Annotated in this window: 11 protein-coding genes; 6 read left to right on the top strand and 5 right to left on the bottom strand. The window is 46.7% G+C overall.

Annotated elements, in window-relative coordinates:
* Window positions 1–59: 59 nt before the first annotated feature.
* From H6F73_RS18005 to H6F73_RS17995, 3 genes are all read left to right on the top strand, one after another.
* On the top strand, window positions 60–1,232 hold the full coding sequence (locus tag H6F73_RS18005; protein ID WP_190760164.1) for a cysteine desulfurase family protein: 1,173 nt from the start codon (window positions 60–62) through the stop codon (window positions 1,230–1,232).
* A 43-nt stretch (window positions 1,233–1,275) separates the two neighbouring features.
* Window positions 1,276–2,001, top strand: coding sequence for a DUF1995 family protein (locus H6F73_RS18000; RefSeq protein WP_190760163.1), 726 nt, complete (start codon window positions 1,276–1,278; stop codon window positions 1,999–2,001).
* Window positions 2,002–2,122: 121 nt separating this feature from the next.
* Entirely contained in the window at window positions 2,123–2,854 is a 732-nt protein-coding gene (locus H6F73_RS17995) for a metallophosphoesterase family protein (RefSeq protein WP_347239582.1), read from the top strand.
* 164 nt (window positions 2,855–3,018) lie between these two features.
* Here the strand turns inward: H6F73_RS17995 and H6F73_RS17990 are convergent, their stop codons facing one another.
* Complete coding sequence (locus H6F73_RS17990) at window positions 3,019–3,876, bottom strand: M48 family metallopeptidase (RefSeq protein ID WP_190760161.1); 858 nt, start codon at window positions 3,874–3,876, stop codon at window positions 3,019–3,021.
* Window positions 3,877–4,094: 218 nt separating this feature from the next.
* On the opposite strand from H6F73_RS17990, the gene H6F73_RS17985 reads away from it, so the two are divergent.
* Window positions 4,095–4,628, top strand: a complete 534-nt coding sequence (locus tag H6F73_RS17985; RefSeq protein ID WP_190760160.1) for a DUF4330 domain-containing protein — start codon at window positions 4,095–4,097, stop codon at window positions 4,626–4,628.
* 115 nt (window positions 4,629–4,743) lie between these two features.
* On the top strand, window positions 4,744–5,142 hold the full coding sequence (gene crcB / locus H6F73_RS17980) for a fluoride efflux transporter CrcB (protein ID WP_190760159.1): 399 nt from the start codon (window positions 4,744–4,746) through the stop codon (window positions 5,140–5,142).
* Between the two features lie 63 nt (window positions 5,143–5,205).
* Here crcB and H6F73_RS17975 read toward each other — a convergent pair whose 3' ends face one another.
* From H6F73_RS17975 to H6F73_RS17960, 4 genes are all read right to left on the bottom strand, one after another.
* Entirely contained in the window at window positions 5,206–6,189 is a 984-nt protein-coding gene (locus H6F73_RS17975; RefSeq protein ID WP_190760158.1) for a M48 family metallopeptidase, read from the bottom strand.
* Between the two features lie 309 nt (window positions 6,190–6,498).
* Complete coding sequence (locus H6F73_RS17970; RefSeq protein ID WP_199330661.1) at window positions 6,499–7,587, bottom strand: hypothetical protein; 1,089 nt, start codon at window positions 7,585–7,587, stop codon at window positions 6,499–6,501.
* Window positions 7,588–7,705: 118 nt separating this feature from the next.
* Window positions 7,706–8,716, bottom strand: coding sequence for a hypothetical protein (locus H6F73_RS17965; protein WP_190760157.1), 1,011 nt, complete (start codon window positions 8,714–8,716; stop codon window positions 7,706–7,708).
* Between the two features lie 304 nt (window positions 8,717–9,020).
* Entirely contained in the window at window positions 9,021–10,493 is a 1,473-nt protein-coding gene (locus tag H6F73_RS17960) for a mechanosensitive ion channel domain-containing protein (RefSeq protein WP_190760156.1), read from the bottom strand.
* A 523-nt stretch (window positions 10,494–11,016) separates the two neighbouring features.
* On the opposite strand from H6F73_RS17960, the gene mgtE reads away from it, so the two are divergent.
* Window positions 11,017–12,375 (top strand): magnesium transporter, encoded by a 1,359-nt coding sequence (gene mgtE, locus H6F73_RS17955; protein ID WP_190760607.1) that lies wholly within the window; start codon window positions 11,017–11,019, stop codon window positions 12,373–12,375.
* Window positions 12,376–12,727 lie beyond the last annotated feature (352 nt).

The raw sequence follows: 12,727 nt of genomic DNA, 5'->3' as shown, positions 1-12,727 counted from the left end.
AGCTATATGCTGAAAAAGAGGCAGCCTGCAGCCCTCGCATTCTATCGCGCTTAGAAATCATGCAAATTTATTTGGATTACAGCGCCACAACCCCGCCGCGCCAAGAGGCGATCGTCGCTATGCAAAATGCCCTGACTCAACAGTGGGGCAATCCCTCCAGCATCCACGAGTGGGGGCAAAGAGCCGCAACGGTGGTGGAAATGGCCAGAAACCAAGTGGCCGGCCTACTGAATGCGCCTTCCCCAGATTCAATAATTTTTACTTCTGGCGGCACAGAGGCCAACAATTTAGCGATTTTGGGGGTTGCCAGACGCTACAAAACGCCTCAGCATCTGATTATTTCCAGTGTGGAGCATTCAGCGGTGACGGCACCGGCAGCTTTATTAGAGCAGTGGGGATGGCAAGTGAGCCGGCTGCCAGTGGATGCTCAAGGACGCATCGATCCGAGCGATTTAAAAGATGCCCTGCGCCCGAATACTGTTTTGGTGTCCGTGATCTATGGGCAAAGCGAGGTGGGGACGCTGCAACCGATTCAAGTGCTAGGCGATATCACCCGCGCTCACGGGGCGCTGTTTCACACCGATGCGGTTCAAGTTGCCGGTCGCCTGCCGGTGGATGTGAAACAATTGCCGGTCGATTTACTCTCGCTTTCCAGCCATAAAATTTATGGCCCTCAAGGAGCCGGTGCCCTTTATGTCCGCGCCGGCATTGAGTTAGTCCCGTTGCTGAGCGGGGGCGGCCAAGAATTTATGCTGCGTTCTGGAACCCAAGCAGTGCCGGCTATTGCGGGGTTTGGCGTAGCGGCTGAGCTGGCGCAGCAAGAAATGACGGCGGAGATTCCCCGGCTGATCCAGTTGCGTGACCGCTTGTTTGACCAAATGGCGGGGACTGCAGGTCTCGTGCCAACCGGCCACCGCTGGCACCGGCTACCCCACCACGTTAGTTTTTGCCTCACCAACACTTGCACCTCAGAACCGATCACCGGCAGAACGCTGGTGCGCCAGATGAACATGGCCGGTATTGCCATCAGTTCTGGATCGGCTTGCAGTAGCGGCAAACTTAACCCCAGCCCCGTCTTGCTAGCAATGGGATACAGCGAGCCGGCTGCCACCGCTGCCATCCGCCTCACCCTCGGACGAGAGACAACAGAAGCAGATGTGGACTGGACGGCAATGGCACTCAGGCAAGTTTTGACACGGCTGATGCCAGTAAAATTGGCTGTTAGCTGTTAGGAATGATGCCTAACCGATCAACCCCAACGTTAAATAGATGAAGATGGCTGAAATTCCCAAGGATTTAGATGAAGCGATCGCCCAAGCGCAAGCCGCGACGAAAGCCGCACTCGCTGATGGCCTCCGCCGGCTGCAAGTTGAAATCGTGATTCCCGAACTTAAAGCCCAGCCCGTTGCTGAAAAATTTATCCCGGCGCTGACAGAAGATTTTGGTGAGCATCTGAAAGTTTATTTCCCTGATGCCGGTGCCGCCGCCCTAGCCCGTCGGGACTGGGGAGAGACGCCTTTTGTCGTGCGCGGCATGAGCGAAATTAAAGGGCAAATGCAACCGGGTGACGAAGCGTTCCTGTTTGTGGAGCCTTCCTCCGTCGAGGTGAACGAACTTGAGAAAATGTGCCAAGAAGCCGGTGATCGCCCGGTTGTGCTGTTACTGCCCCGGATGGAAAATATAGCAGTGATCGGCATTGGTGTTGCAGGGCGTAACTTGAGAGAGCGCTTCCTCAACTCGCTGGAGTCGTGTTACTACATTAGAAACCTAGAGGGAGCCGCTCTATTCCGCTGTTACCCGTCTCCGTGGCAGGTTTGGCTGGAAGCCGGTGATACTTTCGAGCTGGTTTCTGAGACAGCCACCAAGCCGGTGGGAGATGTCTTAGAGCAAATTTTGGCTAAAGCTACTGGCTCACCAGACTCGCAAGAACAACCACCCCAACCAAAACGTCAAGATTTTCTCTCAACACTTAAGAGTTTTATGCGTGCCCTTAAACAGTAGGGAAGCCTACAATTAAATTAAGCCCCAGTTATCGGTTGCGGATTCACTTAGCTAGGGGCTGTAGTGTTACCCCGAAGCGCTACCCCCTGTTTTTAGCCAGAGACTTTTTTTAATGAGCGAAATAACTCACCGACGCATTTTTATTGGCGATGTACATGGCCATTACGATGGTCTGATGGTTCTGTTGGATGCAGTTGCCCCTGGAGCAGACGATCACGTTTATTTCGTGGGTGACTTGATTGATCGCGGGCCTCAAAGCGCTGATGTTGTGGAGTTTGTGCGGCAAAGTGGCTATGGGTGCGTTTTGGGCAACCACGAGCAACTGTTACTCGATTCCTTCCCCAACGGACGCCATAACAAAGCGGCTCTGGAGGCATGGCTCTACAGTGGGGGGCGGGCGACGATGGCGAGTTATGGAAAAGCCGGCATTCCAATGGCTCATTTGGAATGGATGCGGAGACTTCCGCTTTATCTAGACTTGGGCGATATCTGGTTAGTTCATGCCGGCGTTGAGCCTAATCTCCCTTTGGAAAAACAAACGCCTGAGCAGTTTTGCTGGATACGCGAGGAATTCCACCGCAGCACTAAACCTTACTTTCCCGATAAACTGATCATCACCGGCCACACGATTACGTTTACCTTACCGGGGGTAGCTGCCGGCGAACTCGCTCAAGGGCAAGGATGGCTCGATATCGATACCGGCGTCTATCATCCCATCAGTGGTTGGTTAACCGGCGTTGACATCACTGAGCAAAAAGTTTATCAAGTCAATGTGTTTCAGTACAGTATTCGCACGTTACCTCTGGATGAAGCGATCAGACAGATTCAACCAGAACGGGTACTGATGAAGTGAAACGCGAACGGTTAAGTTCAATTCAAGCAAATTGAATATTGCTTGGGAAGACGCGATATAAACGAAGCCCGCGCCCAGAGGGATTGACAAAAGATTGAGAAATTTTTCCCCTATGGACGCGGTTTTGATTGGTGTGGCTGCGGTTTTAACCGGCAACTAACTTACTATAATAACTGCTGAACTTTTGCTTTGTAGGCTGCACTGTCTTGCCCATCTCCCACGCTAGCTTGGGCAGGGTCAAGACTTTGTTTAATCGCTGCGATCCGATCTTCGGTTGCTGGGTGAGAGCTTAAAAAGGTTGGGGCTGAACGACCTTTACCCAGCAGTTTTTCAAAAAAGCCGATCATGCCAGATTGAGCGTAGCCGGCTCCTTTTAATGCCATCAAACCTGTTCGATCCGCTTCATATTCATAATTACGGCTTCTAGGCAACCGCAGGGCGACTTGCACCCCAAGTCTAACGGCTGTATTGCGATCCATACCGGCAGCGGAGGCCAGTCCTTGCTCAATAGAGGCTTTTCTGATGCCCTTGAGGACGTGCTTGCCGGAAATATGCCCAATTTCGTGGCCTATGACACTGGCGAGTTGGGATTCGTTATCGGCAGCTTTAATTAAGCCGGTGTTGACATAAACAAAACCCCCCACCGTCGCAAAGGCATTGATGCTATCGTCTGTCACCACTTGAAAGGTATAGGGAATATTAGGCCGATCACTTTGAGCAGCCAACCGCTGACCAATTTGGTCAATATACTTATTCAGTTCCGCGTTTCGGCTGATCTTCACCTCACGACGTAGCTGGCTGTTTATCTGCTTGCCAAATTCAACTTCTTTTTCATCAGACATATTGGCAATCTGAATTCCCTGAATCACCTGAATTCCGCCACGAAATATGTCTCCGATGGAAATCGCCTGGGTGGGATAAGAGGAACCTACTGTCACGCTTATGGCGACGACGACAGACAGCAACGCATAGAACCAGCGCCGATGGGAAGAACGGGAAATCAAAGACAAAGGATTAAACATACTAGCTGTGTGAGGAAACTCTATATCAACAACGATTCTTTAAGGATCGACTGATCAAGTCTAGTTTAGTGTTCCCTACCACAGAATGGTAGTATCGGGCAAGCTCCTAGATATAAAACTCTCGGCAAACTTTAAAAGTCACCTGAAGTAGAGCGCCGGCAGTGGTAATCTCTGTGTTAGTTTAGACAACTGTGACTGTTTGGTCAGGACAATTTTCTATGAAGCTTTTAGATTCTCAAGGGCGCTTATTCGGTAAAATTAGCATCCTCGATGTGGGGGCTGCACTGGTGATTCTGCTGGTAGTTGTGGGGATTTTCTTCTTTCCTGGCACCTCTGGTTCTGTGGCTCAAGTCAATGTCACCACCAAACCTGTTGAGGTTGATTTGATTGTCCGAGGGCTGAGTGTGCGCGATCCCAAAGCTTTGATCCAAGAGTTTGAAAAAACGAAGACGACAAATGTGATTATTCGCAATCAGCCCCACGGTAAGATTGATATTAAATCAGTACAACTTCTAGACAAAATGTTGGCAGTCCCCCAACCCGATGGCTCGGTTAAGCCAAAACCAGATCCAAGAGTTGAGGAGAATTTCAGCAGCAATCTGCTGATCACACTGATGGGCAAAGCTCAAATTACTGAAACTGGGCCGGTATTGGGTAATAGTAAACTGAAAATTGGAACGCCGGTTGAACTTGAAGGTTTTACCTATAACTTCAATTCCAGCGTGATTGATGTGCGAGTGCTAGACAAATAGCAGGACAATCAAACAATCAGTTAAGGGAAAGCCGTTGTGCTGGATAAGTTGCCGGCAAAGCGCTTCTTAAGGTTCTGCTAATTTCTACTGCCCTCACGAACCGGCAGCCAAGTCCATGCTTCAAGATCCTGCAATTCGCAATCCTATCGCTATCAGTTTTGGCGCGATTGCCGGTGCCCTCAGTCGCTATTACTTGACTTTGTGGTTTGCACAGCGTTTCGGCACCGGCTTTCCCTACGGCACCTTTTTTATCAATCTCACCGGCTGTTTTGGCATGGGCTTATTTATGACCCTAGCTTTAGAACGGCTGACAACTATTCCCCCAGAAGTGCGGTTGTTAGTTACCACCGGCTTCTTGGGGGCTTACACAACTTTCTCCACCTATGGGTTAGAGAGTGTTGTCTTATTACGCAATCAGCACTTTCTGACAGCCGGTTTTTATTGGATAGGCAGTGCTTTTCTAGGACTCATCTGTGTTCAATTGGGCGTTTTTCTAGGCCGGTTGGGGAAATAATGCGGAATTTTCAGCGGTTATTTGTCTTCAATTGCTTACTTTGCAGAAGCCAATCAGCGAATACTACTGATCTTGAGATCGCTGAGATTTCACCCGATTAATTTCTCGTTGCAATTCCTCAACCTGCCGGCGCAATACATCCACATCATTATCATTGCTGGATGTCTCTGATTGCACCTCAACCGATCCCTCAGCGCTTGCGCGGCGATAATTGCCGGCACGAATTTGACGGTAATCTTCCGATTTTGACCACTCTTGCAAATAGTGAACCCGCTCAACCGTGAAAGGATGGCTGAGAAACACATTTTGAGCGATGTTATTATAAAGCAAAAACTTATACACTTGATTCAAGCTGTCTTGGTCGAGTTGCTGATACCTTTCGGCTTGACGGAGAAACTCCTCTAAACTGCACTCGTTACTGTGTCGAACACTGCCGCCGGCAAGCTTCATCATTGCCAGCATCACCGGATTCAAATTATCCGTAACCAAAAAAGCCGCTCTATCCGCAGACAATTCTGCTTTTCGCATCCATTCATAAAACGCTAAAATCAACCCCCGACTCACTATATTGCCGATTCCAAACGTCAAATCCCCAATAAAAAAAGCAACTTCCATTGCCCACCGCGCCATCTGAATTAAGGTCGTGTGACCGCATTTAATATGCCCTAATTCATGAGCTATTACAGTCCGAATTTCCTCATCAGTTAGTAAGTCTAAAAGGCCAGAATTTAAAATTACAGAAGGCTGTTCTTGCCCAATTGCATGAGCATTTGCCTGGGGATTTTGAGCGATAAATAATGAAGGTTCAGGGTAAATATCTAAATCCCGCACGCATTCCCGAAATATATTATACAGGCTAGCATACTGGCGGGGTCCCACTTGAATGCTGTTGCCCATTAAAAAAACGAACTGGGGGCGTTCATAAACAAATTCTACAAATTTGCGGGCCACCATATCAAAGCCCGGTAAACTGCGTAAAGCTTGCTCAGCTTCGCGATCAAGGGGATGACGAAAGGCTTCGCTAGAGATTCCAGGGTAAGAAGGCATAATAAGGGTTTTCGCGACCGATGGCGTTCAATATAAATACTAATATATTGGCAAATGCGAGAAGCATTCAACAACTGTCAATACTTCTCCTGACAAGACAGCACATGGGAATGGCTGTTTTCCAAAAAAAATCCTCCTTCGTCAGGAGGCTGGCATTACCCAAATTTTTCTTGAGGCCGGTTTGGAGAATTTATTCTCGATTCTCGCTACAATCTCTAGTTAAACGGAACCCTTCATTTAATGTGGGCCATCATTAGAGGAAAAGGAGTTGTGAAAAGTTATCCGTGTCACCTCAACCTGCTCTTTCTATTATTTACTCTTTTGCAGAGTTTTCGCTTGTTCCAAGGCGATTTCTTTGAGAACCTGAGAAGAACTCATATTCGACGACCCTTCAATTGCTTTCACTGCTAAATCTTGCACCTGTTTGAGCGCAGATTCAAGCTGTCTGGAAAGGCTAAGAATCCGCGAGTCCTGAGTTTGAATTGTCTGTTCTAAAGACTGCATTTTCAATTCATATAAACGCTTTTGACCTTCCACTTCCTTAGCATACAAATCAGCACTAACCTTCGCTTGATAGTGGCCAATTCCTTTGCCTTCTTCGGTTGCCTTCTTAATTGCCGCCTCCTTATCTTTAGCAAAAGCTTCTACCTTAGCTTTTGCTTCTTCATATTGTTTCTCGCGTTCGGCAATTTGTTTTTCCCGCTCAGCCCATTCTTTCTCTTTTATCTTCTTAATTTCTTCTAGTTCTGTATACAAGCTGTTTTGCTGCAACTCATATTCATCTGTATTGAGCTGACGTTGAAGTTTGAGTTCGTATTGATATTCTTGAGCATCCCGGTGGCGCGTTGTACTATATAAATCATTGCGCTCTTTAATCGCTCGTTTGTATTCTTCTTGCTCTTTATCCCAAGCCTTTTTCTGCTCCTGCTTTTCTTGTTCAACAGTCTCACGGCTTTGACTTAATTCTTCATAAAACTCTTTAGAGCTTTCTTCATATTCTTGAATTAATGTCTCTAAAGTATCTTCCGTAACTTGCAGCTCGTGCAGTTCTTCTAATTGCTTAAGTTCCGCTGCTACAGATTGCCGAACTTCTGCTAGTTGAGAAGCCTCTAAAGTCAGTTGTTCAGATAACTCGCTGACAGCGCTCCCTAAATTTAATTGAATTTTGGCCAGACTTTCAATCGTTTGATTCATCTTTTGTTGAGCGACCTGGCCTTGATTCATCACTTTTTGGGGTTCTCCCTGCGGTTGATTAATCGGTTTTTGAGAAGTGGCTGCTTTCTGTTCTTTTTGCAGTTTATCCAGTTCAGATTTGATCGCTATTTTTTCCTGGTTTAGTTCTTCAAATGCTTTTAGAATTTCATCTTTTGTACTTTTCGTGTTGATCTTCTTCGTCATAATTGATCTCCAAAAGGGGTAAAGTGAAGGGTAAACAGGGAAAGACAATCGCACCGAATAGATGTGCCGGCGGCTTTGATAAAGAAACGAAGAAAAAACTCGCCTTTACTCCCGATATCTAGCTTTTTGCTTTTTCCTGAGAACCCGTATTATTGGAAGAAGTCGCAAACGCTCGCATAGAGAGGTCTTGTGCTTGCTTCAGCGTCGCTTGAAGTTGGGATGAAATATCCGCAATTTGTTCGGATTGCCTTTGAATTGTCTCTTCTAGAGACTGGATTTCTAATTGATAACCTTCATCAGTTTTATCCCACTCTTTCTTAAATAAATCAGCCTTTACTTTCGCATCTCGATTAACCTCTTCAATTGCTTTTTTCCGGGCTTCGTCTTCCGCTTTCTTCAATTCTTCTGGCATCGTTGCTACTTTTTGTTGGTATTCTTCAAATAATTTTTGATTCGCCGCCAATACTTTTTCACGCTCAGTCCATTGTTTTTGATTGGCTTGCTCAGTTGCAAGCAACTCTCTTTCTTGTTTCCGGGCGCGATCTTCATACTCATCTGTTTCAATTTTGCGCGTGCGTTCGATTTTATATTGATAATCCTCTGCTTCCTGCCGGCGCTCTTTAATTAAGATTTCATTTTGTTCTTGAACGGAGATTTCATATTCCTCTCCCTCTTTCTGCCAAGCCTTTTTCTTTTCAGCTTTGTCTTTTTCAAGCGCTTCTCGGTGAGCGGATGCCGCTTGTTCTAAGGCTTTTAAGGTTGCCTGGTGTTCTTGATTTAAAATATGCAGGGCATCTGCTACAATTCTGATTTGCTGGAACTCTTGTAAGTTCTGAGTTTCAATTTCTAGCGCTCGCTTAAGTTCGTCAAGTTTTGAGGTTTCTGTAGCTAATTTTTCTGACAAGCCGGTGACAATGCTGCCAAACTCTAACTGTAGATCAGCAAGACCTTTAACAATGCTATCAATAGTATAGGTGGAAGCAACTTCAAGAAGCTGTTTATTCTGTTCTTTCGCCGCTTCTTCTTCTTTCGTTGCTACTTTTGAGTCGATTTTTTTGCGCTCAGCGATCAGTTGATTAAATGCTTCGATGATTTTGGCTTTACTGTCTTTGGCTGCCACTTTGTTCATATTTATTTTCCTCGGATAATGTTGTGATGTGAGGGGATTTTTAGCGAGCCTAAGCTTGATTTAGAGCGTGTTGACTTTTTTATCAACACACCTATACTAACTGATGTTGATTTTTTAGTCAAGTTTCTCAGTAAAATTAGCTAAAAGCTTTGTAGCGTAAAGGTTCTAGCCATCGAAGAGAAGCTAGGCGCTGGGTTTCTAGGGGCGCAGGGGAGAGAAGGTGGACTGACAGCAGTGGGACTCACCGGCACATCATTCCAAACCCAATAAAGGTATGGATTTTTAACCGGCTCAACTAATTCATTTAAATGCCAAAAAGAGTTTGCAGTCGTTTGCGAACCCAAATAAACGGCGTTTCTTCCGAAGAACCTTCGGGTAATAATCCTAAATTGCGGAGTGCTTGTTGGCGTTCAGATAATTTTTGAGCAAGCTGATCGGCTAAACCTGGATGCCCCACCAAAAGTTTCTGGAGATCGTGACGTTCTACAACAAAAAGAATCGAGTCTTCTAAGGTGCGAACGCTTGCTGAGCGAGGCGTTCCCATCAGCAAAGACATCTCCCCAAAAAACTCACCTTCATGAAGTGTAGCGATGTATTTTCCAATTTTTTGAGAAAAGACTTCAACCGAGCCGGTGAGAATAATATAAAAAGACTCTCCGGGGCCATTTTCTTGGCAAACAACTTGGCCGGAAGGAAACAGTTGCCGGTATCCGTATTCAATCAATTGCCGTAATTCCAAATCCGAACATTGCTCAAAATAAGTCACGCGCCGCAATAAATCTCGGAGTGTCCAATTATTCGGTGATTTTGGCGATGAATTTGTAGGGGGTGCGGGAGTGGGATGTTGAGCCGGCATTTTGCCGTTCGTTGCTTCATCAGGATTGCTTTTATTAAACAAAGCACCCAGTTCATCTATATTGCGGATATACAAATTTCGCTGCGGGAAAGGAATTGAAATTCCTCGATGACGAAATTCATGTTCAATGCGAAAATGCAAAGCACTTTTAATCGGATCACTCTCATGAGGCTGATCTATCCAAACTAAAAGTTCAAATTTCAAATCACTTTCAGCGAATCCTTTAAACCACACCTTCGGAGAAGGATAGGATAATACACTCGATTCCATCCTAGCAGCGGCGAGCAATGCCTCTGTGACGAGAATCGGGTCAGTTCCGTAGTCAACTCCTACGGGGATATGAATGCAGCATTTAGGATCACGATAGCTCCAGTTAATAATATTATTTTCAACAAACCGAATATTCGGAACAATCACAAATACTCCATCTATGGTACGAACAATTGTAGAGCGAATCGAAATATTTTCAACCGTTCCTAATAAATCATCAACTTCAATAAAATCTCCAACTTTAATTGGTCGCTCGAATAAAAGTGTTAAACCGCTGATAAAATTGCTCGCTAAATTTTGCAAGGAAAAACCTAAGCCAATTCCCAAGACGCCGGCTAAGACTGCGATTGAGCTGAAATTAATCCCGACTGATTGCAGAACAATTAAACAGCCTAGGGCAGTCAGCGAATAGCTAATGACTGCGGCAATGGCTTCTCGGCTGCCCCGGTCGAATCCCATGCGAATTAACAGCCGATGTTTTAGCCACACGCTGAAGGCGCGAGAAATAAGAAAGACAATGAGAATTAAAAGAATAAGCTGGAATATTAAACCAAGAGAAAAACTTTTGTCACCGATATCAAACAGGCGGGCGTTCAAAAGTTTGAAACACTCGGAAAATATTTTCTGTGCTTGATTAAAAATCCACTTCATTGTTTACTCTAGGTATTCGCAGTTTGATTTTTACCGACAGTTAGCAAGCCAGCAGATGCAGGTTTTGATAGTCAATACCAAATAGTAACCTTATGAGGGGAAAATCCATCCTTTTTTAACCGGCTTTCCCCATGCGCTGAAGTGAGAGAAATGCGTAAGTTCGGTTAAAAATTCACCGGCATCCGGATCAAGGGCAGCGGATGTAGCAAAAGAACCCCGCTATGCTACCGTACAGTCTGGTAGCCTGAGCATAACCGGCAAGGGCAACGCGTTCACTCAAGCGTGTCATAAGGTTTAATAGAAGCATCTAGCTGACAACTTCAGCCATCAGCGCCGGGAAAGCCCTAAGGGCAAACGCCGCTTCAGGCAACCAAAACAGAAGGCTCAAGGCAGACTCAATTAAAGCAGTTGCGATCCTTGAAGAGCCAGACAACTCTAGACTAAAGGCAGCAACCTATGTAGGACGGGATTAGGAGGGACAGTTTTGACAGAGAATAACAATCTATCCTTTCCCATCCACGCCATGTCGCGGCGCGAACTGCGGGAGTTAGTGAGATCGCAGCTACAAGCGCTGCTACAACAAGGCGACTTCAAAGGCGCGAAAGCGATTTTAGTGCCGGTGCAGCCGCCAGACATCGCAGAAGCCATCGAAGGCTTGCCAGAAGCGATGCAAGTCATCGCCTTCCGCTTGCTTTCAAAAGACGAAGCAACTGAAGTTTACGAACATCTCGACTCCAGCGTGCAACAACTGCTGCTGGAGGAGTTCAAGCGCCAGGAAGTGCTCGACATTGTCGATAAAATGTCGCCCGATGACCGAGCGCGGCTGTTTGATGAACTACCGGCAACCGTTGTCCGGCGTTTAGGCGAACAACTGTCGCCATCGGAATGGCAAGCAACCTCACTGCTATTAGGCTATGAAGCCGGCACAGCAGGGCGGATTATGACGCCAGAGTATATCTCGCTCAAAGAAAGCTTTACCGTCAGCCAAACCCTGGAACGGATTCGCGCCTTAGCGCCCGTCACAGAGATCGTTTATTACCTATATATCACCGATACTGCCCGCCGGCTCACCGGCATTCTGTCCCTGCGGGATCTCGTCACCTCCCAGCCAGACCAGACGATTGGGGAAATTATGACCCGCGAGGTCGTCTCAGTCAACACCAGTGATAATCAAGAAGAAGTTGCCCGACTCATCCAGCGCTATGACTTTTTAGCGGTGCCGGTGGTGGATCGCGAACAGCGGCTAGTGGGCATTATCACCGTTGATGACGTAATCGATATTTTAGAAGAAGAAACCACCAAAGATATTTATGCCTTGGGTGGCGTGCAGTCCGACGGAGACAATTATTTCCAGACAAATTTAATTACCGTCGCCCGTAGACGAGTGCTCTGGCTGTTAGTCTTGCTACTAACCAATACCGTCACAGGCACTATTATCAAATCACAAGAAGGAATTTTGCAGCAGGTGGTGTCGCTAGCTGCGTTTATTCCCTTACTCGTCGGCACCGGCGGCAACGTCGGGGCGCAGTCCTCCACCGTCGTGATTCGGGGTTTAAATACCGATGAAATTCGGGCAATGGGACCCGTCCAGGTCGTTATCCGAGAAGCAATGGCTGGGGCATTGCTAGGGGCAATGCTGGGGGCGATCGCAACTGTCTGGGCAACCTTCCTCCAAGAAAGTGTGTTAGTCGCGATTACAGTCGGAATTAGTCTAGTGGCAATCGCCATTTTGGCATCCATTGCCGGTTCGGCACTGCCGTTTATTTTTCGTTCCTTGAAACTAGACCCCGCGTTGATGTCGGCCCCATTTATCACCACAGCCGTTGATGTGTTGGGCGTCGTTATTTACTTCAACTTAGCGCGACTAATTTTGCAGTTGTAGATTGGGCGGAGGTTTATTAAACCGGCACTCCACTAAATTTTTAGGTAGAGAGAGGGGGAAAGAGAGAGGGAGAGAGGAATTCACCGATTTTGAAGCACTCCCATAAAATCTCGAATGAGATGGGTGATCGCTGACAAATGGTTTCAGGTTCACCGCAAATAACAATTTGCAACCGCACCCTCAAATCAGTCACACTGCTTAAGCAAACAGCCAACACTTATACTTTTCGCCCCAACAGCGCTAGGCTAAAAAGGAGAATTTAAACATCGCGAAATCCCCCCAGGAGGCCAGCATCCGATCCAATTTAGACATCCTTATCCTAAACATTCAAGGCTTTTGGAACAGGTAAGTA

The sequence above is a fragment of the Microcoleus sp. FACHB-68 genome, assembly GCF_014695715.1.
Lineage (GTDB): Bacteria > Cyanobacteriota > Cyanobacteriia > Cyanobacteriales > Oscillatoriaceae > FACHB-68.
Note: the sequence above shows the minus strand (reverse complement) of the source record. Positions and strands in the feature narration are given on the sequence as shown.

Bases quoted from the DNA above. Each gene is read 5' to 3' on its own strand.
- H6F73_RS18005 (WP_190760164.1), top strand. From the start codon at position 60: ATGCAAATTTATTTGGATTACAGCGCCACAACCCCGCCGCGCCAAGAG.
- H6F73_RS18000 (WP_190760163.1), top strand. From the start codon at position 1,276: ATGGCTGAAATTCCCAAGGATTTAGATGAAGCGATCGCCCAAGCGCAA.
- H6F73_RS17960 (WP_190760156.1), bottom strand. From the start codon at position 10,493: ATGAAGTGGATTTTTAATCAAGCACAGAAAATATTTTCCGAGTGTTTC.
- mgtE (WP_190760607.1), top strand. From the start codon at position 11,017: ATGTCGCGGCGCGAACTGCGGGAGTTAGTGAGATCGCAGCTACAAGCG.
- H6F73_RS17965 (WP_190760157.1), bottom strand. From the start codon at position 8,716: ATGAACAAAGTGGCAGCCAAAGACAGTAAAGCCAAAATCATCGAAGCA.
- crcB (WP_190760159.1), top strand. From the start codon at position 4,744: ATGCTTCAAGATCCTGCAATTCGCAATCCTATCGCTATCAGTTTTGGC.
- H6F73_RS17990 (WP_190760161.1), bottom strand. From the start codon at position 3,876: ATGTTTAATCCTTTGTCTTTGATTTCCCGTTCTTCCCATCGGCGCTGG.
- H6F73_RS17985 (WP_190760160.1), top strand. From the start codon at position 4,095: ATGAAGCTTTTAGATTCTCAAGGGCGCTTATTCGGTAAAATTAGCATC.
- H6F73_RS17975 (WP_190760158.1), bottom strand. From the start codon at position 6,189: ATGCCTTCTTACCCTGGAATCTCTAGCGAAGCCTTTCGTCATCCCCTT.
- H6F73_RS17970 (WP_199330661.1), bottom strand. From the start codon at position 7,587: ATGACGAAGAAGATCAACACGAAAAGTACAAAAGATGAAATTCTAAAA.